Annotated in this window: 26 protein-coding genes and 1 tRNA gene; 10 read left to right on the forward strand and 17 right to left on the reverse strand. The window is 52.8% G+C overall.

Annotation, left to right across the window (positions count from 1 at the left end; all coding sequences use genetic code 11):
- Positions 1 to 25: 25 nt before the first annotated feature.
- Positions 26 to 286, reverse strand: a complete 261-nt coding sequence (locus HFD95_RS11580) for a GlsB/YeaQ/YmgE family stress response membrane protein (protein ID WP_010247728.1) — start codon at positions 284 to 286, stop codon at positions 26 to 28.
- A gap of 157 nt (positions 287 to 443) precedes the next feature.
- On the opposite strand from HFD95_RS11580, the gene HFD95_RS11585 reads away from it, so the two are divergent.
- On the forward strand, positions 444 to 701 hold the full coding sequence (locus HFD95_RS11585; RefSeq protein ID WP_010247725.1) for a LysM peptidoglycan-binding domain-containing protein: 258 nt from the start codon (positions 444 to 446) through the stop codon (positions 699 to 701).
- Between the two features lie 245 nt (positions 702 to 946).
- Here HFD95_RS11585 and HFD95_RS11590 read toward each other — a convergent pair.
- From HFD95_RS11590 to HFD95_RS11600, 3 genes are all read right to left on the reverse strand, one after another.
- Positions 947 to 1,022, reverse strand: a tRNA-Asn gene (locus HFD95_RS11590).
- 103 nt (positions 1,023 to 1,125) lie between these two features.
- Positions 1,126 to 1,902 (reverse strand): DgsA anti-repressor MtfA, encoded by a 777-nt coding sequence (gene mtfA, locus HFD95_RS11595; RefSeq protein WP_010247723.1) that lies wholly within the window; start codon positions 1,900 to 1,902, stop codon positions 1,126 to 1,128.
- Positions 1,903 to 2,080: 178 nt separating this feature from the next.
- Positions 2,081 to 2,758 carry a hypothetical protein gene (locus HFD95_RS11600; RefSeq protein WP_010247721.1) on the reverse strand — a complete coding sequence of 226 codons (678 nt, stop codon included), beginning with the start codon at positions 2,756 to 2,758 and terminating at the stop codon, positions 2,081 to 2,083.
- Positions 2,759 to 3,369: 611 nt separating this feature from the next.
- On the opposite strand from HFD95_RS11600, the gene HFD95_RS11605 reads away from it, so the two are divergent.
- Entirely contained in the window at positions 3,370 to 4,074 is a 705-nt protein-coding gene (locus tag HFD95_RS11605; protein WP_167430273.1) for a phosphohydrolase, read from the forward strand.
- Between the two features lie 71 nt (positions 4,075 to 4,145).
- On the forward strand, positions 4,146 to 4,427 hold the full coding sequence (locus tag HFD95_RS11610; RefSeq protein WP_010247717.1) for an Arc family DNA-binding protein: 282 nt from the start codon (positions 4,146 to 4,148) through the stop codon (positions 4,425 to 4,427).
- 357 nt (positions 4,428 to 4,784) lie between these two features.
- Here the strand turns inward: HFD95_RS11610 and dcm are convergent, their stop codons facing one another.
- Entirely contained in the window at positions 4,785 to 6,161 is a 1,377-nt protein-coding gene (gene dcm, locus HFD95_RS11615) for a DNA (cytosine-5-)-methyltransferase (protein WP_010247715.1), read from the reverse strand.
- Positions 6,162 to 6,351: 190 nt separating this feature from the next.
- Here dcm and HFD95_RS11620 point away from each other — a divergent pair, with 190 nt between their 5' ends.
- The 5 genes from HFD95_RS11620 (at position 6,352) to HFD95_RS11635 (ending at position 8,617) form a co-directional block, all read left to right on the forward strand.
- Positions 6,352 to 6,831 carry a very short patch repair endonuclease gene (locus HFD95_RS11620; protein ID WP_167430274.1) on the forward strand — a complete coding sequence of 160 codons (480 nt, stop codon included), beginning with the start codon at positions 6,352 to 6,354 and terminating at the stop codon, positions 6,829 to 6,831.
- A gap of 52 nt (positions 6,832 to 6,883) precedes the next feature.
- Entirely contained in the window at positions 6,884 to 7,159 is a 276-nt protein-coding gene (locus tag HFD95_RS11625; RefSeq protein WP_010247711.1) for a hypothetical protein, read from the forward strand.
- Positions 7,160 to 7,169: 10 nt separating this feature from the next.
- Positions 7,170 to 8,081 carry a DUF808 domain-containing protein gene (locus tag HFD95_RS11630; protein WP_010247708.1) on the forward strand — a complete coding sequence of 304 codons (912 nt, stop codon included), beginning with the start codon at positions 7,170 to 7,172 and terminating at the stop codon, positions 8,079 to 8,081.
- A gap of 33 nt (positions 8,082 to 8,114) precedes the next feature.
- Positions 8,115 to 8,246: a hypothetical protein gene (locus tag HFD95_RS22225; protein WP_003854444.1), complete on the forward strand. Its 132-nt coding sequence runs from the start codon at positions 8,115 to 8,117 to the stop codon at positions 8,244 to 8,246.
- A 191-nt stretch (positions 8,247 to 8,437) separates the two neighbouring features.
- The gene (locus tag HFD95_RS11635) at positions 8,438 to 8,617 is read left to right on the forward strand and encodes a YodC family protein (RefSeq protein WP_010247703.1); all 180 of its coding nucleotides are present in this window, start codon (positions 8,438 to 8,440) and stop codon (positions 8,615 to 8,617) included.
- Positions 8,618 to 8,702: 85 nt separating this feature from the next.
- On the opposite strand, the gene HFD95_RS11640 is transcribed toward HFD95_RS11635, so the two are convergent.
- From HFD95_RS11640 to HFD95_RS11650, 3 genes are all read right to left on the reverse strand, one after another.
- On the reverse strand, positions 8,703 to 9,923 hold the full coding sequence (locus HFD95_RS11640) for a glycosyl transferase (protein WP_010247700.1): 1,221 nt from the start codon (positions 9,921 to 9,923) through the stop codon (positions 8,703 to 8,705).
- A gap of 30 nt (positions 9,924 to 9,953) precedes the next feature.
- A complete protein-coding gene (locus HFD95_RS11645; protein ID WP_124890057.1) occupies positions 9,954 to 10,745 on the reverse strand; it encodes a mannosyl-3-phosphoglycerate phosphatase-related protein in 792 nt (263 codons plus the stop codon).
- A gap of 352 nt (positions 10,746 to 11,097) precedes the next feature.
- Positions 11,098 to 11,331 carry a DUF2525 domain-containing protein gene (locus tag HFD95_RS11650; RefSeq protein ID WP_010247694.1) on the reverse strand — a complete coding sequence of 78 codons (234 nt, stop codon included), beginning with the start codon at positions 11,329 to 11,331 and terminating at the stop codon, positions 11,098 to 11,100.
- A gap of 316 nt (positions 11,332 to 11,647) precedes the next feature.
- Between HFD95_RS11650 and HFD95_RS11655 the strand changes: the two genes are divergently transcribed.
- Both HFD95_RS11655 and dsrB read left to right on the forward strand, forming a co-directional pair.
- Positions 11,648 to 11,806, forward strand: coding sequence for a YqaE/Pmp3 family membrane protein (locus tag HFD95_RS11655; RefSeq protein WP_010247691.1), 159 nt, complete (start codon positions 11,648 to 11,650; stop codon positions 11,804 to 11,806).
- 62 nt (positions 11,807 to 11,868) lie between these two features.
- A complete protein-coding gene (gene dsrB, locus HFD95_RS11660) occupies positions 11,869 to 12,063 on the forward strand; it encodes a protein DsrB (protein ID WP_010247689.1) in 195 nt (64 codons plus the stop codon).
- 106 nt (positions 12,064 to 12,169) lie between these two features.
- Here the strand turns inward: dsrB and HFD95_RS11665 are convergent, their stop codons facing one another.
- From HFD95_RS11665 to fliL, 9 genes are all read right to left on the reverse strand, one after another.
- Entirely contained in the window at positions 12,170 to 13,876 is a 1,707-nt protein-coding gene (locus tag HFD95_RS11665; protein WP_167430275.1) for a methyl-accepting chemotaxis protein, read from the reverse strand.
- A 141-nt stretch (positions 13,877 to 14,017) separates the two neighbouring features.
- A complete protein-coding gene (rcsA, locus tag HFD95_RS11670) occupies positions 14,018 to 14,653 on the reverse strand; it encodes a transcriptional regulator RcsA (protein WP_010247685.1) in 636 nt (211 codons plus the stop codon).
- A gap of 628 nt (positions 14,654 to 15,281) precedes the next feature.
- On the reverse strand, positions 15,282 to 16,067 hold the full coding sequence (fliR, locus tag HFD95_RS11675) for a flagellar biosynthetic protein FliR (protein WP_010247683.1): 786 nt from the start codon (positions 16,065 to 16,067) through the stop codon (positions 15,282 to 15,284).
- A complete protein-coding gene (gene fliQ, locus HFD95_RS11680; protein WP_003854466.1) occupies positions 16,067 to 16,336 on the reverse strand; it encodes a flagellar biosynthesis protein FliQ in 270 nt (89 codons plus the stop codon). The genes fliR and fliQ overlap by 1 nt, the downstream gene beginning before the upstream one ends.
- 26 nt (positions 16,337 to 16,362) lie before the next feature.
- Positions 16,363 to 17,094 carry a flagellar type III secretion system pore protein FliP gene (gene fliP / locus HFD95_RS11685; RefSeq protein WP_010247675.1) on the reverse strand — a complete coding sequence of 244 codons (732 nt, stop codon included), beginning with the start codon at positions 17,092 to 17,094 and terminating at the stop codon, positions 16,363 to 16,365.
- Positions 17,094 to 17,492, reverse strand: a complete 399-nt coding sequence (fliO, locus tag HFD95_RS11690) for a flagellar biosynthetic protein FliO (protein ID WP_167430276.1) — start codon at positions 17,490 to 17,492, stop codon at positions 17,094 to 17,096. The genes fliP and fliO overlap by 1 nt, the downstream gene beginning before the upstream one ends.
- Positions 17,493 to 17,503: 11 nt before the next feature.
- On the reverse strand, positions 17,504 to 17,911 hold the full coding sequence (gene fliN, locus HFD95_RS11695; protein ID WP_010247669.1) for a flagellar motor switch protein FliN: 408 nt from the start codon (positions 17,909 to 17,911) through the stop codon (positions 17,504 to 17,506).
- A complete protein-coding gene (gene fliM / locus HFD95_RS11700) occupies positions 17,904 to 18,911 on the reverse strand; it encodes a flagellar motor switch protein FliM (protein WP_003854473.1) in 1,008 nt (335 codons plus the stop codon). The genes fliN and fliM overlap by 8 nt, the downstream gene beginning before the upstream one ends.
- Positions 18,912 to 18,915: 4 nt before the next feature.
- On the reverse strand, positions 18,916 to 19,404 hold the full coding sequence (gene fliL, locus HFD95_RS11705) for a flagellar basal body-associated protein FliL (protein WP_039388789.1): 489 nt from the start codon (positions 19,402 to 19,404) through the stop codon (positions 18,916 to 18,918).
- Between the last annotated feature and the right edge of the window lie 69 nt (positions 19,405 to 19,473).

Genomic DNA, 19,473 nt, shown 5'->3' on the forward strand with positions numbered 1-19,473 from the left:
CTGTTATCCCCTTTAACGTAATCTATTAAGACTGTTTACACGCTCTGATTTTATGAATGACAAACAGCACAATAATTGAACCCACGGTGGCAATAGCAATGCTGTAAATATTGAAGCCATCGACCTTGCCAAAACCCAGAGCGGTACTGACTACACCGCCAATCAGCGCACCGATAATACCCAGAATAATGGTCATGAAAATGCCCATATGTTCTTTGCCTGGCATAATACATCTGGCGATAATGCCGGCAAGTAATCCGAATACAACCCATGACAATATGCCCATCATTAATATCCTCTGTTTTTATATTATTTACAGCAACGTTTAGCAGTGGTTTAACCCATGAATTAAAAGCAGGTGTATCGTACGCCGCGTAGTGTTTGCCTGGCAATCCTGTTTTCTTTATTAAACTAAACGTATCAGAAACGATAGGGGAGTAAATATGAGCATTCTGGATAATATTAAAAATATAGGCGATGAGTTGTTACATGCTGTGGATAAAAATGTTGAAGATAAGTCTGTCACCGCCGCAGGGAGTAATCGTACATATACGGTTAAATCAGGCGACACGCTCAGCGCCATCGCCAAGCAGTTTTACAATGATGCATCCCAATACATGAAAATCTTTGAGGCGAATAAAAACCTTCTCAGCAGCCCGGATAAAATTGCACCGGGTCAGGTACTGACCATTCCTGAGTGATAATTCGTCATTAGTATGAGCCAGCTGGCGCAAATATTGCCCGGCTGGTTTTTTATTTAAAGCCAGCTCGTCATAACACCATGACAGGGTTGCGCCATACAGCATGCGTTGATCCAGACTTAACGGTGGTCTCGGTAATAGCAGCCGCAGACGAGCTGAGATGAACAGTCAGACAGGAAGAGAAAACTGGGATCGCTGAAAAGCAAAAAACCCGCTCAGGTTTCCCTGAGCGGGTTTTTCTAATCTGGCTCCTCTGACTGGACTCGAACCAGTGACATACGGATTAACAGTCCGCCGTTCTACCGACTGAACTACAGAGGAATCGTGTGAACGAGGCGAATATTAACGGCGTCGCTCTAAGGTGTCAACAGCAAAAAATACATTATCATTCAACTGGCTAGCTTTAACGCAAAGCGATCGTGATTTAAGCAGTTTGCGCAGTGTCAGCGGCGATTCTGGCCAGGGGATCCTGCTGGTAAAACTGGCGCAGATGCTGATACATGGCGGGAAAGCGTTCGGCCAGCAGAACCGGAGCCGTAAAGAAATATTCAGAGAGCACGGCGAAGCACTCGGCAGGATCGCTGGCGGCGTAAGGATCGATCGTGGCGGCCTGCTCACCCACCAGTTCAACTTCACTCTCTATCTCCGCCATCGCGGCACGCAAATCCTTCTCCCAGAGTGCGACGTCACGCAGCGACATGACCGGAATACCGCTGGTGTAACCGCTGCCGCGGGCATCCAGCTTGTGCGCAACTTCGTGGATCACCAGATTAAAGCCGGAGAGATCGAACGAGTCCTGAATATCGAGCCAGTTGAGGACTACCGGCCCCTGCGTCCAGCTCTGTCCGGCATGGACCGCAGGCGCGCTGTGAACCAACCCATCGTCATCCTGCCACTGATCGTTGACCTCGAACGGCTCGGGATAGATCAGCACATCGTGGAAACCGTCCAGCCACTCCAGACCCAGTTTCAACACCGGCAGGCAGAACAGCAGAGCGATCCGCACACTGCGCAATTCATCCAGTTGAACACCGTCGAGCGGCACCAGCTTTTTCTGTTGCAGAAAGCGCTGCGCCAGCTCAACCAGCGCCTGCTGTTCAGCCTCATCCAGCTGGCTGAATATCGGCTGCGCCAGCCCATGCTGCCACGGCAGCGCAGCCAGGGTGGCGTCGTTATGCGTTTTCCAGGGCCATTTAAACATCGCAACTCCCGCACAGAACCGGACTATTTCGCTATCCTGACGCGACAGACATAAAAATGCCAGCATCGAAACACCATGCTGGCACTGTTCATCTGGCGACAGGGCTAAGGGCCGTCTATTCAACCCGTTAGCACGGTCGTTGTCTGTGATTCAGCCCGCAAAGCGTGGGGCCGGGGCGTCAGTTGCGCTCAATACGATGAAACTCAATTACCCACACCCAGGGATTCACTTCCCAGCTGGTCGCACCATACTGTTTTTCCCAGGCTTTGCGGTACGCCTCTTTGGGCGATTCAGAATTGACGTTCATGGTGAAGAAGTTGTTGAGGAAGTGCGAATCGGTCTGCACGCCTTCCGCCATAATGTCATCTTCACTGATGTCCTGAATTTTCTCGGCGCGCACGCCGGTAATCTCCAGATTGATGCGGCTGGCCCAGCGCGGCATATGAATGGCGGTTTGCCAGCCAAACTGTTCTGCTTCCGGCGTGCTCAGTGCATGCTGGCCCAGCTCGTTGCTGTCTGCACGATACTGGCAATATTCTGGCTGGCGGAAGGGCGTCGGGTCGCGTTCATAATCGGCCAGATACTGCTCGGGTACCATCGGGCCACGCCAGGTTTCACGCACCCAGAGCACGTCACCCGGTTTACCGTAAGGACACTGATAGCTGATATCCGTCATCGACATCATTTTATAACCATGCAGATGATTAGCACTCACATCGAAAGCGTGTACGCCCTCGTGATGATCCTGTCCCGGACCGAAAGCCTGAGTTTTCATAATGCGCCGGGTTTGCGTTTGCTGGCCAACCAACAGGGCACGAACACGCTGTTCGGAAAAAAGAATCGGCCGTTCTTTCATGGATTACCTCTTTCTATTAGTAGAACCCGGTTACTGCTGTAAAAGTCCATTTGCTTCACATCTGAGAGTTATCATAAAAGCTTTAAATCATTTTGCTTAATAATTTGTCGGCTGACTGTCACTGTATAATTGTCACTTTAGTAGTTAAAAATCAGCAAAATGCAAAAAGCGCACCAAAGCTTATCACGCAACTGGCAAAAAGCGACGAATAGCCCGGATACAGTACGTTATAACCGTAAAAATAGGAACCTTTTCAGACTTTTTCACCTGTCATAACGTGCAGTTTTACACTTAATCGCGTGACAAAAAAACGCTGAGCATGAGGCAGGAAGTTGGTTAAGATCGAACCAAACATTACGTCTGTTAAACTAATTTTCTTAGCAGCAATTCACTGAGGAAAGACTGAAAACAGCCGAAATTGCGGTTATTGTGTAACAGAGATGCTATACAGATGATCCAGATCTCATTTTTCTGCCCGGAATCGCTGGCAGCGCTGCTCTTTTCAACTGCACTGTAAAAAAAGTGTCATTAGCCAGTCGCTATGATGGCTTGCCGTTTGCGCACTGATCGCGACAGAAAAACTGCTGTCGATCACTACAGGGAGATAGATTATGTCACTCACACTCTGGCAATCTCGCTATGAAAGCTGGTTTCAGGCGAACTGGATCCACGACGACGGCGCGCACGATATCGCCCATCTGCGGCGTGTCTGGATGAGCGCACAGCGAATAATGAACGGTACATCCGCTGATCCGCTGGTGGTGCTGACCGCCTGCTATTTTCACGATGTGGTGAACCTGCCGAAGAACCATCCGGAACGCCATCTCGCCTCAACCTATGCCGCGACGGAAACCCAGCGCATTCTGCAGCAGGATTTTCTCGATTTCCCGGCTGAAAAGATTGATGCCGTGATGCATGCCGTTAAAACCCACAGTTTCAGCGCCGGCATACCGCCTCAGACGCTGGAAGCTAAAATTGTACAGGATGCTGATCGGCTGGAGTCGCTGGGCGCGATCGGGCTGGCGCGGGTCTTCTACACCGCCGGTGCGCTGAATCGGCCGTTGTTCGACAGCCAGGATCCGCTGGGTAAAGAACGCGAACTGAATGATGTTAAGTGGACGCTGGATCATTTCCAGAAGAAGTTGTTGCGTCTGCCGGAAACCATGCACACCGAAACCGGCCGCATGCTGGCTGAACATAACGCCGATTTCCTGGTGCGCTATATGGCGAAGCTTTATGCCGAACTACAGGGCAATCTGGTGGGTATGGATGAGGGTGTGCTGCGGGACTTCACACCTTTACAAACCGAATATTAAATTTTTGTGACAGTATGTTAATCGAAACGGTCATCCGGTAGCGTGTAGCAATAACAAAAAGGAGCTGCCCGATGACTGAAACTGTTAATTTAACAATTAAAATTGATCCTGAGCTGAAAGAAACGATTAAACAGCTGGCGCTGGAAAATCAGATTTCGATGAGCCAGGAGATTGTGCAACGTTTGCAGGCCAGTCTGGAAACGCATCCACATCCGGCGATTGATAACCAGGATATCACTGAAGAGGGGACTGAGGGATCCAGTGCCGCTGACGTGAAGACCGATGCATTAAGTGCAACAGAGCTGAAGCAGATTCGGCTGCTGCTGAAGAAGCAGAGCAAGAAGAAGAAATAAAACAGAAACCCGTCGCCAGACGGGTTTTTACTTTTCAGGGTTTGCTGAAACCGGCTAAATCTGGCCGCAACTCAATACCTCAGCGCGCAGGGAACAGGGTCAGATAAGGAAAGCGTCCCGCGGCAGGGACAAAAACGCCGGGAGCGTTTTTGAACAACGCAAAGCGTTGGCCCGGCTACGGGCGCACCTCAGGGATGAGGTGCGTAATTGCGCGGGCCGAGCGGTCATGGATGACAGTTTTTGCGTCTTTCCGATCTGACCCTGTTCCCTGAGCAGGCTCGATCTCACCGCTAATCTGGCCAGGTTTTACAGGAACCTGAAACCCGTCGCCAGACGTGTTTTTTCATTTCACGGTGCTTACGACTTCAGCTGACGGATATGTGGCAGTAACAGCTGAGCCACCGCTGCAAACACCGGCACTACCACCGAGTTACCAAACTGCTTATAAGCCTGGGTATCCGAAACCGGAATGCGGAACGGCTCGCGTCCTGGCACATCAAAGCCCATCAAACGGGCGCACTCGCGCGGGGAAAGGCGGCGTGGCCGACGCGCCATGTTATCGGCATCCTGAAACTCCGCTTCGCCCAGCGCACTGTCCCAGCCGCGATCGATCAGGATCTCTGAGCCATCTTTGTAGTAACGCGCTGACAGCGTACGCACGCAGCAGTCAGGATTACGCGGATCGTTGAGGCCAAAGCCAAAGCCATTGCCTTTGGCTTTATGTTTTTTCGCATACTGATAGAGGTAGCGCCACAGGACCGGTGACAGGATATATTTGTCGTCCGGCGCGCTCTCCAGCAGGCTCTGCAGGCTGGGTACCTGCGCCGGGTAGAAACGGCGGATATCACGCAGCGTAAAATCCTGCTTTTTCAGGTCACGGCGAATACCCACCAGCACAATGCGTTCGCGATGCTGCGGCAGGAAGTGACGCGCATCGATCACTTTGGCATCCGGGCTGCTGGCACCCGCATCCGCAACGTCATACCCCAGCTCATCCAGCGTCTCCATGATAATGGCGAAGGTGCGGCCCTTGTCATGACTCTTGAGGTTTTTCACATTCTCCAGCACAAAGAACGGCGGCTTCTTGGCTGCCAGGATACGGGCCACATCGAAAAAAAGCGTGCCCTGTACCTGACACTCAAAGCCATGTGCACGGCCTAGCGCATTTTTCTTGCTGACGCCCGCCAGCGAAAAGGGCTGGCAGGGAAAACCGGCCAGCAGCACCTGATGATCGGGGATTGCCGCATCTATCGCGCGGTATATCGCCTCATCGTCGGTCAGACCTTCCGGCTGGGTGACCTGACGGATATCGGTATTAAAGTGATGCTCCAGCGGATCGCTGTAGTGGTTAGCTTTATAGGTGCGGACCGCCTCTTTATTCCATTCACTGGTGAACACGCACTTGCCGCCGATCGCCTCGAACCCCTTACGAATGCCGCCAATACCGGCAAAGAGATCGATAAAACGAAATTCAGGATTATCATAATGGGCGGGACGGGATGGCAGCAGCCCCTGTAACAGCGACAGTTCCGCCTCACACAGCGGTGGCAGGGCGGTTTTGCCCTGACGAATCCGGTTCAGGAGTGCCGGCGTCCAGCAGGAAAATCCTGCCTGCTGCAGGCGGGCCGTGAGATCACGAACCGAATAGATTGCCAGCACCTGCTGAAAGAGTTCAGACGCATCAGCAGATGAAAGTGCAGCAGAGAGTGGTTCAGCGAGGGCGGCGGGATGCATGCGTTTTTCCTTAACAGTAAGGTGCCTATGCTATCACTCCAGACGCTGTGAGGAAATTGCCTGGATGTGCCCTGTGCCAGCCCCCCGGAATGTTCTGTTTTTGCGGCACACTGTGTGAAGTCGTCGGGCGGCGGCTTTCGCTTTTCGTGACGCAGACTAAAGTTGAAGTACCAGCAAAAAAGGAGAGGTTATGGCTGATGTTCACTCCAGCGAAATACGCAGCAAAAATATGCGTGCCATTCGCGCTCAGGATACGGCCATTGAGCAACGTATTGCGCTGCTGCTGAAAGATCGGGGATTCAGCTTTCGCGTGCAGGATAAAAACCTGCCGGGTCGGCCCGATTTCGTTCTGACAGAACATCAGGCAATTATTTTTGTTCATGGCTGCTTCTGGCATCGTCATCACTGCTATCTGTTTAAACTGCCGGCGACGCGCACAGAATTCTGGACCGGAAAAATCAACAGCAACGTTGAACGTGACCGGCGTTATGTGCGCCAGCTGCAGGAGAGCGGCTGGAAAGTGCTGATCATCTGGGAGTGTGCGCTACGTGGCAAACTGCGCCTGACGGATCAGGACCTGCTGGAGCGGCTGGAGGAGTGGCTGCTGGCGATGCCGGAGAGTGCCGAAGTCGACCATCAGGGCATTCATCATTACGACGCCGATTGCTAATCACAGACATAATTGGTTAGATCTGCGCTTTCTCCGTGGCCAGGAGCCTGAAATGAGCAGCATAAAACTGACGGTAAAACGCCTTTACCAGATTCGTGACGAGCGGATGGTGAATACCAAAGCGACCGCGCGGGTTTACTGCGGTGACAGGCTTGTCGCCACGGAGGAGATCACCGGCATGACCGAAAGCCCGGTCAGCAAATATCTGCATGCTGAAGGAGCAGCAGGCGAGACGGTGCGGGTAGAGTGGGATTGTGAGGGCATCGCCGAGATGACCGTTACGGAAATTGAGCGCTGCCCATGTTGTCAACATAACGAACCAGACTAAGGATAAGATTTTGGCGGGAACCAGTTTACTGACTTTACTTGATGATATTGCAACACTTCTGGACGATATTTCCGTCATGGGGAAAGTGGCGGCGAAAAAGACCGCTGGCGTACTGGGCGACGATCTGTCGCTGAATGCTCAGCAGGTCAGCGGCGTGAAAGCCAACCGTGAGCTGCCGGTAGTATGGGGCGTTGCCAAAGGATCGTTTCTTAATAAACTGATCCTGGTGCCACTGGCGCTGATTATCTCCGCGTTTGCGCCCTGGCTGATTACGCCGCTGCTGATGATTGGCGGTGCTTATCTCTGCTACGAAGGCGTGGAGAAGGTGATGCACAGTCTTCAGCATGACAAGCAGAGCAAATCACCGGAAGCGCGTCAGCAGCGACTCGATTCGCTGGCGAATCAGAATGCGGCAGAGTTTGAGAAGAAGAAGATCAAAGGCGCGGTGCGCACCGATTTCATTCTGTCAGCCGAAATTGTTGCGATTACCTTAGGCATCGTGTCGGAATCGCCGCTGCTCAACCAGGTGATTATCCTGGCGGGCATCGCTATTCTGGTTACGGTGGGCGTTTACGGCATCGTGGCGGCTATCGTCAAAATTGATGACTTTGGATTCTGGCTGCGTGAAAAACCGTCCCGCCTTGCGCAGGGTTTGGGTAGTGTGCTGCTGGCTGCCGCGCCCTGGCTGATGAAGATCCTCTCGGTGGTCGGCACCATCGCCATGTTCCTGGTCGGCGGCGGTATTGTGGTGCACGGTATCGCACCGCTGCATCATCTGATCGAGGAAGTCAGCAGTGGCTTCAGCGGCTGGATCGCTATGCTGCTCAGCAACGGCGCCAACCTGGTGCTCGGCTTTATCATTGGGTCGATCGTGCTGTTAGTGGTCAACCTTATTGCCAGAGTGCGCGGAAAATCGGTATAAAGCGCACTGTGATTTACGGTCAGGAGAATGACGATGAACGACGACATGTTTGAATTTGATATCGACGCACAACTGGAGCAGGCTGAAGCGAAAGCAGAGAAAAAAGCCAGCGAAGTGCCGGATGATCTCGGCGACGAAGCCGATTGCGAAGGCTGTAAAATCTGACGTCAGCGTCAATACTTCATCAAAGCGGATAAGTTTTTTTATCCGCTTTTTTTATTTTCCGCATATCCAGCTGATTAATTCCGAATTTGCCCTTTTTTTGCGTGCCTTAACAGGCAGGAACGTTATTCGCCTGCTATAAAGAAAATAATCACTCAGGTTAATAACACTCAGGTTAATAAAAGGAGCGCATCATGGTTTTCGCAATCAGTGAAGAAGTACAGCATAAGGAAGAAGGGCAGACGATGGTGGTGACCGGCTACGCGAGTGGCATGGTAGAGTGCCGCTGGTACGACGGCTATGCCGTGCGCAGCGAAGCCTTTCGCAGCGATGAGCTCTGCGCTCTGAATCCCGCGCAGCAACTGGCGGGCTGACAGCATCAGGCCTGTGGGTTCTGCGACCCGCCAGGCCCGGTTTCTGCTTTTTCTGGCCCGGCACGCTCCCTGTGCCGCCCTGTTTTCAGACGTTACCGTCGTTATCTTCTTCAACCGCCTGATAGATCCGCTGCAGCACATCCGGGAAGGCTGACTGGACGCGACTCCAGCTCGGTATAAACGGCTTATCGTTAGGACGCTCAATAAACGCCTGACCCGCTTCCAGAATCGACTGGGTAAACATCTCTACCGCTGCTTCTTCCACATGCTGATCAAACTTCAGCCCGTTCATCGCCGCCTCGTGGTTATAGGTCTCCATCATATCCAGCGCATTACGATAATAGGTTGCTTTCAGCACCCGGAACGAGTCGCTGGTCAGCGGCACACCCATGGTGGCGAGCTTACGCAGCAGTGACTGGACGATATCGCTGCTCATGCGCTTCAGGCCGCCGGTGCCGTCATCTTCAGCCAGCGGCTGATGCTTGTGATCGTAGTTATCGGCGATCTCAACCTGGCACGACTGGCGGGTGGTGTAGTTACGGTAAATCTCCGACAGCACGCCAATCTCCAGCCCCCAGTCGCCGGGGATTTTAATCCCGTTCAGCACATGCGTCCGCATGGCGAACTCCCCGGAGAGCGGATAGCGGAAGCTCGACAGATATTCCAGATATTCTGAATGGCCATAAACTTTCTGCAGCGATCGCAGCAGCGGCCCGACCAGCAGACGTCCCACGCGGCCATTAAGCTTGCCATCCGCGACGCGCGCGTAGAACCCCTTACAGAATTCATACTGAAATGCCGGGTTCGCCACCGGGTAGAGCAGGCGTGCCAGCATTCCGCGCTCATAGGTGACGATATCGCAGTCATGCAGAGCCACACAGCTGGTACGGTCTGACGCCAGCGTATAGCCGGTGCAGAACCAGACGTTGCGACCTTTGCCGGGATTAGTGGGTGACAGACCCTCTTTATCCAGCTCGGCATCAATCGCCTTCAGACGCGGGCCATCGTTCCACAGAATGCGATGCCGTTGCGGCAGACGGGAGAAAAACTCGCGGGCAAACAGGAACTGGTCACGGTCAGCGCGATCCAGCCCAATCACAATTTCATCCAGATAGGGCACTTTAGCCAGCTCATCGACGATTTTCGTCAGCGCCGGGCCTTCAAGTTCGGAAAACAGCGATGGCAGGATCAGCCCCATTTTGCGTTTGCGGGCAAAGCGTACCATCTCTTTTTCCAGCGACTCCACGCTACGGTGGGTGAGGTTGTGAAAGTTGGTGATTACGCCATTCTGATAAAAGTCACTCATCGCATCATCCTTTTAATGCCCGTGGGCAGCTCATTGAGGTTGAGTCAAAAAATAGTCCAGCCCTTCACGCCAGCCCTCTGGGCCATGGTGAGCCGTGTGATAGATCTGCTGCTGATCGGATCGGCTGAGTGTCACCGGTGTTTTACTGTAGCCCTTAATTACGACCGCATAATCAACCGCATCCAGCATCGGCGCATCGTTAGGGCCGTCACCCAGTCCGATGGTCACGCGTGCCTCACCGGGTGAATGCGCCAGCAGCCAGCGCAGGGCTTCGCCTTTGCCGCTGCCCGCAGGCATCACATGCCAGAAACGCCCGCCCTGGGTTAGCGCCAGGCCCTCTGCACGCAACGCATCATGGAACTGGTCAAACGCCTCGTCACTGTCGCGCCAGACAATCACTTCTGACGCATCGCGCTGACGCGACAGTTCTGCATCCGCCTCGCTCAGGCCGGTCATCGAGGCCACTTCCGGATCAGAGAAGTCATGGAAGCCGGTAAAACGGTACGCTGTTTTCAAGGCAGCCAGCCGCTGGCAGATAGCGTCATAGGTCAGTGTGTTATCGGGCAGGCGGATACGCTGCTGATCGTGCGTTTGCACCACGGCACCGTTTTCAGCAATAAACGGTGAACCGCTGATGCCAAGCCTTTTTTGCAGCGGAATAATCTCGGCTGCCGTTTTACTGGAACAGATCACCAGCGGAACGGCGTACTGCTTTAACGTGGTGAGCCATTCGGTGGCCGCATCCCAGCGATAGGTATGATGGTCGAGTAACGAACCATCCAGATCGGTAATTATCATTAACGGCTGGTGGAGATCGGGCATTTACAGGCTCCTTTCATCACATTCGCGGCTAAAGCGGCGATTTTTCAATATTATAGTTGAATATGGCTCACACTTTTTTTCCTGCCACGCCGGCTGGAAATCCAGGATAATTCTTAAAACGAAACCGCAGTAAAAGTGGGTATGCAAGAAGTGTGCAGGGCTAAGTGACTGGCGGGCGCGGTGTTTTTGGTAACAGTCGCTCCATAATTACCCGATCGGTTGCAGAAACGTGCATATCTGATGCTTGTTTCGGCGTCGGGAAAGGGTAATCTGCAGAGGTGTTAAGAATTCCCTGGTGTAACGAATTGATTTTTTACCCGGCCTTCCCGCCGGGTTTTTTTTGAAATCGATTTCAGCGGTTCGCTTCATAGGCGCGATAATCACAAATATCAATTTCAAACGCCTCCGCCAGTTCGCTATAGGAGTGGAAAACCCGGCCTTCTACTTCCAGCCGTGGCGTCTGATCCTGCTCCATATACTCCCGTACCTCTCCCGACGTTCTGGCCTGAATCGCCGCCAGTAAACCTTCGACATCAATCTGCAGATCGGATGGCTGAGCATCGCCGTGCTGTTTTTCGTCTGTCATTTTCTGACTCCTGAGAGCAAACAGAGTAATCAGTATAGAACGCAGGGCAGAAAGGCGGGAGCGAAGAGATCGCAGGCAAAAAAAAAGCCCGCGCTGCGCGGGCAAAATCCTTGTTACTTTCAGGTTGGCTGCACCTATGGGGTGGCGCAGTGAGAAGAGTTTAAAGGCCTGACGCGTAAGAAGTCTTGCGGTGAAATGTTAAGGAATTGCAAAAGTTTCTCCTTACTCAGATTTACCTGACTTTTCGACTAAACAGAGCAGATTCAGCTATAGTTAACGATAAAGCTGATTTTTATCAATACCTAAAGGAATGGTTATGGACATCTTACGAATTATTATCGCTATTCTGCTGCCACCACTGGGCGTGTTTATGCAGGTTGGTTTTGGCGGCGCCTTCTGGCTGAATATCCTGCTGACACTCTGTGGTTATATCCCCGGTATCATCCATGCCGTCTGGGTCATTGCCCGCCGCTAACGCGCTGCATCGCCACGGTTCTTCGTTTAGACTGTACTCAGTCAATAATCTGGAGAACCGAAATGAAGGTAAATGACCGCGTCAGCGTCAAAACCGATGGCGGCCCGCGTCGTGTTGGCACCATTCTGGCTATGGAGCCGTTTAATGAAGGCACCATGTTCCTGGTGGCGCTGGAAGATTATCCGCTGGGCATCTGGTTTTTTAACGAGACGCACCAGCCGGATGGCATTTTCGTCGAGCCTTACCAGGAAGCCTGAGCCTGACGCGCAATAAAAAGCCGCCTTTCCGTTTGCCGGAAAGGCGGCTTTTAGCTGTCGGAGATTACGCGGCTGACATCAGCCGCTGACGTTTACCGGTATGACTTCAGAAGGTTTCCCAGTTATCGCTGCCGCCTGCCAGCGCCGGACGGGGTGCCAGAGCCGGTGTCTTTAATGGTGAAGAGACACGTGCAGCCACACCTGTGGTTGCAGGGGCATCCTGCAAGCGGAATGCCGCGACCGCCTGCGTCAGTTTACCCGCCTGATCTTCCAGCGAGGCCGCTGCGGCGGAGGCTTCTTCCACCAGCGAGGCGTTCTGCTGGGTGACGTTATCCATTTCGGTGACCGCCTGGCTCACCTGCTGAATACCACGGCTCTGCTCGTCTGACGCCGCCGCGATCTCCGACATAATATCGGTAACGCGACGTACGGCTTCGACAATCTCACCCATGGTGCTACCGGCTGCGCCAACCTGATGCGAACCGTCATTGATCAGCGTGACGGACTCAGCAATCAGCGATTCAATCTCTTTCGCTGCCTGCGCACTGCGCTGGGCCAGATTACGCACTTCGCTGGCCACCACCGCAAAGCCACGACCCTGCTCACCGGCACGCGCCGCTTCTACCGCCGCATTCAGCGCCAGGATGTTGGTCTGAAACGCAATACTGTTAATGACGTTGGTGATCTCAGCGATTTTTTTCGAGCTGCCGGAAATATTGGTCATGGTTTTCACGACGCTGCTCACCAGCTCGCCACCGCTGCGCGCTTTGCCCGAGGCATCCGCGGCCAGCTGGCTGGCGTGATGCGCATTCTCGGCGTTCTGCTTCACCGTAGCGGTAAGCTGTTCCATGCTGGCTGCGGTCTGCTCCAGTGCCGCAGCCTGCTGCTCGGTGCGTGAAGAGAGATCGGTGTTGCCGGCTGAAATTTCGCTGGAGCCCTGATAAATCGCGACAGCGCCTTCACGCACCGTACCAACGGTGGTTACCAGCGCCTGCTGCATCAGTTGCAGGTTATGGATGAGCGTACCAATCTCGCTGCGGCCATGGGGCAGGGAAGCGGAGGTCAGATCACCCTGCGCAATGCGTTCGATACGCAGCACCGACTGACGCAGCGGACTAATCACCACGCGGCGCAGGAAGACGAAGGTCAACAGCACCAGCACCAGGGCGGCACTGAATGCCACGGCCATGGAGATAAAGCCGATGCGCGACTGTTGATCGGCCTGGGCGGTAATGGCATTGGCGCGATCAGTTCGGATCTTGATCGCCTTCAGCAACACCGCGTTATAGTCGTCATCCAGCTTGCGGGTTACATCGGTCTCCTGAGCGATGATGCCCTCAAAGCTGCCCTGTTTACCGGATTCAATCATCGGTATCAGGCCTTTGGTAATGTAATCGTTGAAGCGAGCCTGCAGCGTGGCATCCAGTTCCATATCCGCGGGCGTCTTAACTTCACGTGCCTGATAAATCGCGAAGCCAGCTTTTGCCTGCTGGATCCGTTTTTCGGCGGCGGCAATATTGGCGCGAAACTCGTCCATTTCACCAATACGCGCGGCGGCACCGGCCTGAATAATGGTCAGGCGCGCAGTACGCAGGTGGTTTGAACTGTTAGAGAGGCCCATACGAACCTGAATTTCGTCCGTGGCATCATCGAGGGAGTGATTGCCGGAAATCAGAAAGTAACTGGCGACACCAATACAGAGTGCGAACAGCAGCAAAATGCCGCCGAAGATCAGGCTAAACAGCGGCACCAGGCGGAGATTCTGCCAGATGCCTGCGCTTTTTTGTCCATTATTATCTCGTGCAGTGTTCATATCCTTGCTCTCTTGAGGCTGTTGTTATAAGGCATAACATCGGCAAAAGAGCGTAAAGGCTTAGCGGTAAGAGTGAGATCTGGATCGCAATTCCGGGCAAAAAAAAACCGGCCAGAGAGGCCGGTTCTTCAGATGTTATGATCAGCGGATATTAACGTAAATACCTGAAGTCACATTATCCGTTAAACGCACCACATGATAAATAACCTGCTTATTATGGGTTTTGATTTTGCGTTTAATATTACCTTTGTGTGACGATACCGTTTTGGCCTTAATTTGCATTTTATCTGAGATCTGGATGGTATCATGACCTGACATCCACATCTTCAGCATGTTTGACTCAGTCTGGCTCAGCGTTAATGGATGTACATCCATGCCCGAAGAGATACGCGCAGACTGGTTAAGCTTCTTCTGCAAATAGGTGCTGAGTAAGGAGTCCAGGGTCGATGTCTTCATCGATTTTGATGTAATAATCAGGTTCTTACGAACGTAGAGATATTCCTCAAAATGGATATTGCTAATCGCCATGAATATAAAGAACAGCGTATCAGGATGCTGCGTAATAATGCTGCGGATACGTTCACTGGAATCGGATTCATGAATGAAGCAATCTTCATTAATAAAGACGACACCAGGGTTTAATTGCTCACATTTTTGCTGTAGTTGCTCAATATCGGAGACAGAAGAGATATTCTTCTTCTTAACTCCTTTTAAAGACATGTAGTCTGATAATCCCAGGCGTGTGTAGTTGCAGGAATCCATAATAATAGTTGGCATAATAGCGACCCTCACCAATTTGTTATCCGTTTAAATCAACGATGAATACGCGTTGCGGTACGAGAGAGATTTCTTAGGTACTTTTTTATTCTGCTCGTGCAGTTTGGCAACAGGCAAACGCCCGTAAAAGTCTTCATCCCTGACCCGTTCTGCAAAAAATTTGTGCTGCCATGACGTCACACATTCTCCGGCCATGGCGGGGAATGCCAGTGAAATGTCGGAGGTTAAGTAAGACTCATTTTTTTGGGAGCCAGGTCACTATCCTTGAAAACGCGGAGTTTTCTGATAGGACAATTCTCAAAAACATTTGTTTTACGAAAGTGTGATGTCTCAGCGTGCGTTGACAATGCCGGAAAAAACATTTTTTAACAAGAAAAATCACTTAAAGATTTTTTTCTTGTAAATTCAGTGTCTTGTCGATTTTGCCTGCACATTCACAGTCTGACCGCTCCTGTGAACCACCCCACTAAAATACGCGAAGCCCGGTTTAATAAGAATTATTTTCAGACTCTCCGCACGTTTATCAGAATTTCCTTAGTTGCATTCTGGAAAACATGGTTCGGAAAATGCACGGATGGTTTTGCGATACTTAAGTATCGTTATGCAAAGATAGTTAGAAACTTAATGTTCAGGGACGGGATAGTTCTGTCAGGAACACGGCGAGTAAATCAAATACTTCACCGAACAAATGCTCACAGAACGGGGCTAGCAGAGGCATCAGCAAGCTGATGGTTAAAATTCCGACTGATAAGGTAATCGGGAAGCCAATTGCGAAGATTGATAACTGTGGTGAAACACGGTTTAACAAACCCAGTACCAGATTTACCATGAGTAACAAAACGATTAAGGGCAGCGCTAACATCATGCCATTAAGGAAAATTAATCCGCCAGATTTCACCAGCGCCATAAATGCATTGGCATTTAGCGGCTGACCGCCAATCGGCAGCGTATGAAAACTGTCCGCCAGCAGCGAGATCAGCCACAGGTGTCCGTTAAAGGTCAGGAACAGCAACATCGCCAGCATGTCGAGAAAACGGGCCAGCACCGGCATGTTAAGACGGCTGCCAGGATCGAAAAAGGTGGCGAATGAGATGCCCATCTGTAAACCAATCACTTCCCCGGCAAGGCGCACGGCAGCAAAAGCGAACTGCATGGTGAAGCCGAGTGCAATACCAATCAGCATCTGCTGAATCAGTAGCAGGAAGCCTTCAGGGGAAAACAGGGTGACATTGACCGCAGGTAACAGCGGCATCAGCAGCCAGGTGATCATTACCGCCAGACCGATTTTGACACGTTTGCTGACGGATCGTTCATTGAGGATCGGTGCGGTGGCGAATAGCGCCATGATGCGTACCAGAGGCCAGAAGAACTGGCTGACCCATTGAACCAGCTGGCTGCTGTCGAGAGTAATCATCAGCCGATGATGTAAGGCAGGTTGGTAAAGACGGTGCGGATATAGTCCAGCAGCAGATTCAGCATCCACGGGCCGGCAATGATACCGGTAGTGGCAACCGCCAGAATCTTAGGAATAAAGGATAAGGTCTGTTCGTTGACCTGGGTCGCGGCCTGGATCAGGCTGATCAGCAAACCGCTGACCAGTGCGGCCAGCAGCAGCGGGGCGGCCAGCATCAGGGCGACGCGCATCGCTTCCTGTCCCATTACCATTACTGATTCGGGTGTCATGTGTTGCTCCGGTAAGAAAAGGGGGATCAGGAGTAGAAGCTTTGCGCCAGTGAACCGACCAGCAGTTGCCAGCCATCGACCAGAACAAACAGCATCAGTTTAAACGGCAGCGCGATGGACGCTGGCGGGACCATCATCATCCCCAGCGCCATCAGCACGCTGGCAACCACCAGGTCGATGATCAGGAACGGGATAAAGACGGTAAAGCCAATCTGGAAAGCCGTCTTCAGCTCGCTGGTAACATAGGCGGGCAGCAGAATACGCATTGGCACCGCTTCAGGACCGGCAATCGGGGCGGTATTCGCCAGACGGGCAAACAGGGCTAAATCCGCTTCACGGGTCTGACGCAGCATAAACTCGCGCAGCGGCTGGGCACCTTTATCAATCGCCACTTCCATGCTGATCTTGTCCTGGCTGAACGGCAGATAGGCATCCTGATAAATCTTGTCGAAGGTCGGCGCCATAATAAAGAAGGTCAGAAACAGCGACAGTCCGAGCAGCACCTGGTTAGGCGGCGCAGAGGGCGTGCCCAGGGCGTTACGCAGTAAACCAAACACAATGATGATACGGGTGAAGCTGGTCATCATCAGCAGCACGGCCGGAATAAAGGTCAGCGCAGTGATAAAGACCAGCGTCTGTACCGGCAGTGACCAGCTCTGACCGCCATTCGGCAGCGAGTGACTCACCAGACCCGGCAGCTGGGCATGGGCAACCGGTGCCAGTAACAACAGTGGCAATAAAGGAAGCAGTCGACGCATCATTGTGGTTTTCCGGGACGTTTAACCAGGTTCTGTAACAGCTGACGAAAATCCTGTGGCGCACTGTTAACCGGCGTCACAGAGACCGGTTCACCCGGCGGCAAAGTATGCAGATGGGTAATCTGCTGTGCGGTGACGCCCAGCACCAGACGCGCATCAGCGGTATCGACAATCACCACCCGCTCGCGCTGGCCCACTGAGACGCTGGCTGTGAGTTTAAGCTCCTGGCCGCTGACCTTTTTCGGCGCGAAGCCGACACGGCGTGCCAGCCAGGCGCAGGCCAGAATCAATAAGATAATCACGGCTAACACGCTGCTGACCTGGGCCAGCATGGAGCCGGTCGAGATCGCCTGAGCGTGCGGTGCAACCGGTTGCAGCGTTTGATTCTGGCTATTCATAATGTGACTCTTCAGCGACTCAGGCGACGCATACGTTCAGATGGGGTGATGATGTCAGTGATGCGCACGCCATATTTGTCGTTCACCACCACCACTTCACCCTGAGCAATCAGGTAACCGTTGATCAGGATATCCAGCGGCTCACCCGCCAGGCCATCCAGTGCCACCACTGAACCCTGCGCCAGACGCAGCAGCTCTTTGATGGTCATTTTGGTGCGACCCAGTTCCACGGTGAGTTTCACCGGGATATCCATAATCAGATCGATATCCTGCAGCGATCCAGCGACGTTGCCGCTGTCGAATGATTTAAAGACTTCGTCGGTCTGCGGCGCACTGCCGCTGCCGACCTGCTCATTCATCGCTTCAGCCCACAGATCGTCCGCAGAGATATCGTCAGACGGTTTATTACTGTCAGTCATGGGGCTGTTCCTCGTTCAGCGAATTCAAAATCGGGTTAATCAGGTGTTCGACACGGAGCGCGTACTGACCATTCATCGTGCCATATTGGCTGGTTAAGACCGGGACGCTATCGACATGGGCGATAATGCGTTCCGGCTTCTCAATCGGCAGCACATCACCGGGTTTCAGCTGCAAAATCCGTGACAGACGCAGTGAGGTTTCGGCAAAGTGCGCGATCAGTTCCAGCTCAGAGTGCTGCACCTGTTTGACCAGGTTGTCGCGCCAGTGGTTATCTTCCTGACGTGAGTTTTCGAGCGGTGGATTCACCAGCAGCTCGCGCAGCGGTTCAATCATTGAAAACGGGATACAGATATTAAACTCACCCACCAGGTTACCAATCTCCACCTGGAACGGCGTGTTAACCACGATGTCGTTCGGTGAAGTGGTGATGTTGGTGAACTTTACCTGCATCTCTGAACGTACATACTCGACGTCCAGTGGATAAATGGCCTTCCATGCGTCGCTGTAACCATCCAGCGCCAGCTTCAGCATGCGGCGAATAACGCGCTGCTCGGTATGGGTAAACTCACGGCCTTCGACTTTGGTCGGAAAACGTCCGTCGCCACCAAACAGGTTGTCGACAGCGATAAACACCAGGCTTGGTGAGAACACCACCAGCGCGGTGCCGCGCAGCGGCTTCAGATGGATCAGGTTCAGGTTGGTTGGCACCGGCAGATTGCGGGCAAACTCGTGATACGGCTGAATCTTGATCGCCCCGACGCTGATATCCGGGCTACGGCGCAGCAGGTTAAACAGCGCCATACGGAAACTACGGGCAAAACGCTCATTAATAATCTCCAGCGCCTGCAGACGCTCGCGAACCACACGACGCTGGGTGTTCGGATCGTAAGGACGAATATCGCCTTCCGGTCCGTTTTGTTTCTTTTCTTCTTCCGCACTGCCGCTGTCGCCGTTTAAAAGGGCGTCAATTTCAGCCTGGGAGAGAATGCTATCGCCCATTGATTCACCTCAAAATGAAGGCAGTAAACAGCACATCGTTTACAGCCTGCGGAGGTTGACCTTTTACCAGCGGGGGTGTCAGCGCCTGTTTGATTTGTTCAACAAGCGCCTGCTTTCCTTGCTCTGTCGCCAGCGCCGCAGCGCTCTGACGCGAGAGCAGCAGCAGCAAACGGCTGCGCACCTCAGGCAGATAGTCGTTCATCCGACGCCGGGTATCCTCATCGGGCAGACGCAGGGTAAAGCCTACGTAAAGCACGCGGTCAGGATCGTTGTCGGGATTGACCAGGTTAACCGTAAATGTATCAAGTGCAAAAAAGACCGGAGCGGGAGGCGGTTCAACTTTCGCCACCTCAGGCTTATCGCCCTCATGTTTGTTCATCATTCGCCAGACTGCATAGCCTGCCACGCTGCAAGCGGCCAGCGTCAAAATGAGCAGCACTGGTATTAAGAGTTTACGTTTGCTGCCTTTTTTTGCTTTCGCGTTATCAGACATGGTGCAGTTACTTCCTGTGAATTATGGGCAAGCCTCTCGGCTCACGAGACAGATTATCCGCGTCTTAAG

It is taken from the genome of Pantoea sp. EKM10T (assembly GCF_011800685.1).
Lineage (GTDB): Bacteria > Pseudomonadota > Gammaproteobacteria > Enterobacterales > Enterobacteriaceae > Pantoea > Pantoea agglomerans.

Bases quoted from the DNA above. Each gene is read 5' to 3' on its own strand.
- HFD95_RS11580 (WP_010247728.1), bottom strand. From the start codon at position 286: ATGGGCATATTGTCATGGGTTGTATTCGGATTACTTGCCGGCATTATC.
- HFD95_RS11585 (WP_010247725.1), top strand. From the start codon at position 444: ATGAGCATTCTGGATAATATTAAAAATATAGGCGATGAGTTGTTACAT.
- mtfA (WP_010247723.1), bottom strand. From the start codon at position 1,902: ATGTTTAAATGGCCCTGGAAAACGCATAACGACGCCACCCTGGCTGCG.
- HFD95_RS11600 (WP_010247721.1), bottom strand. From the start codon at position 2,758: ATGAAAGAACGGCCGATTCTTTTTTCCGAACAGCGTGTTCGTGCCCTG.
- HFD95_RS11605 (WP_167430273.1), top strand. From the start codon at position 3,370: ATGTCACTCACACTCTGGCAATCTCGCTATGAAAGCTGGTTTCAGGCG.
- HFD95_RS11610 (WP_010247717.1), top strand. From the start codon at position 4,146: ATGACTGAAACTGTTAATTTAACAATTAAAATTGATCCTGAGCTGAAA.
- dcm (WP_010247715.1), bottom strand. From the start codon at position 6,161: ATGCATCCCGCCGCCCTCGCTGAACCACTCTCTGCTGCACTTTCATCT.
- HFD95_RS11620 (WP_167430274.1), top strand. From the start codon at position 6,352: ATGGCTGATGTTCACTCCAGCGAAATACGCAGCAAAAATATGCGTGCC.
- HFD95_RS11625 (WP_010247711.1), top strand. From the start codon at position 6,884: ATGAGCAGCATAAAACTGACGGTAAAACGCCTTTACCAGATTCGTGAC.
- HFD95_RS22225 (WP_003854444.1), top strand. From the start codon at position 8,115: ATGAACGACGACATGTTTGAATTTGATATCGACGCACAACTGGAGCAG.
- HFD95_RS11635 (WP_010247703.1), top strand. From the start codon at position 8,438: ATGGTTTTCGCAATCAGTGAAGAAGTACAGCATAAGGAAGAAGGGCAG.
- HFD95_RS11640 (WP_010247700.1), bottom strand. From the start codon at position 9,923: ATGAGTGACTTTTATCAGAATGGCGTAATCACCAACTTTCACAACCTC.
- HFD95_RS11645 (WP_124890057.1), bottom strand. From the start codon at position 10,745: ATGCCCGATCTCCACCAGCCGTTAATGATAATTACCGATCTGGATGGT.
- HFD95_RS11650 (WP_010247694.1), bottom strand. From the start codon at position 11,331: ATGACAGACGAAAAACAGCACGGCGATGCTCAGCCATCCGATCTGCAG.
- HFD95_RS11655 (WP_010247691.1), top strand. From the start codon at position 11,648: ATGGACATCTTACGAATTATTATCGCTATTCTGCTGCCACCACTGGGC.
- dsrB (WP_010247689.1), top strand. From the start codon at position 11,869: ATGAAGGTAAATGACCGCGTCAGCGTCAAAACCGATGGCGGCCCGCGT.
- HFD95_RS11665 (WP_167430275.1), bottom strand. From the start codon at position 13,876: ATGAACACTGCACGAGATAATAATGGACAAAAAAGCGCAGGCATCTGG.
- rcsA (WP_010247685.1), bottom strand. From the start codon at position 14,653: ATGCCAACTATTATTATGGATTCCTGCAACTACACACGCCTGGGATTA.
- fliR (WP_010247683.1), bottom strand. From the start codon at position 16,067: ATGATTACTCTCGACAGCAGCCAGCTGGTTCAATGGGTCAGCCAGTTC.
- fliQ (WP_003854466.1), bottom strand. From the start codon at position 16,336: ATGACACCCGAATCAGTAATGGTAATGGGACAGGAAGCGATGCGCGTC.
- fliP (WP_010247675.1), bottom strand. From the start codon at position 17,094: ATGCGTCGACTGCTTCCTTTATTGCCACTGTTGTTACTGGCACCGGTT.
- fliO (WP_167430276.1), bottom strand. From the start codon at position 17,492: ATGAATAGCCAGAATCAAACGCTGCAACCGGTTGCACCGCACGCTCAG.
- fliN (WP_010247669.1), bottom strand. From the start codon at position 17,911: ATGACTGACAGTAATAAACCGTCTGACGATATCTCTGCGGACGATCTG.
- fliM (WP_003854473.1), bottom strand. From the start codon at position 18,911: ATGGGCGATAGCATTCTCTCCCAGGCTGAAATTGACGCCCTTTTAAAC.
- fliL (WP_039388789.1), bottom strand. From the start codon at position 19,404: ATGTCTGATAACGCGAAAGCAAAAAAAGGCAGCAAACGTAAACTCTTA.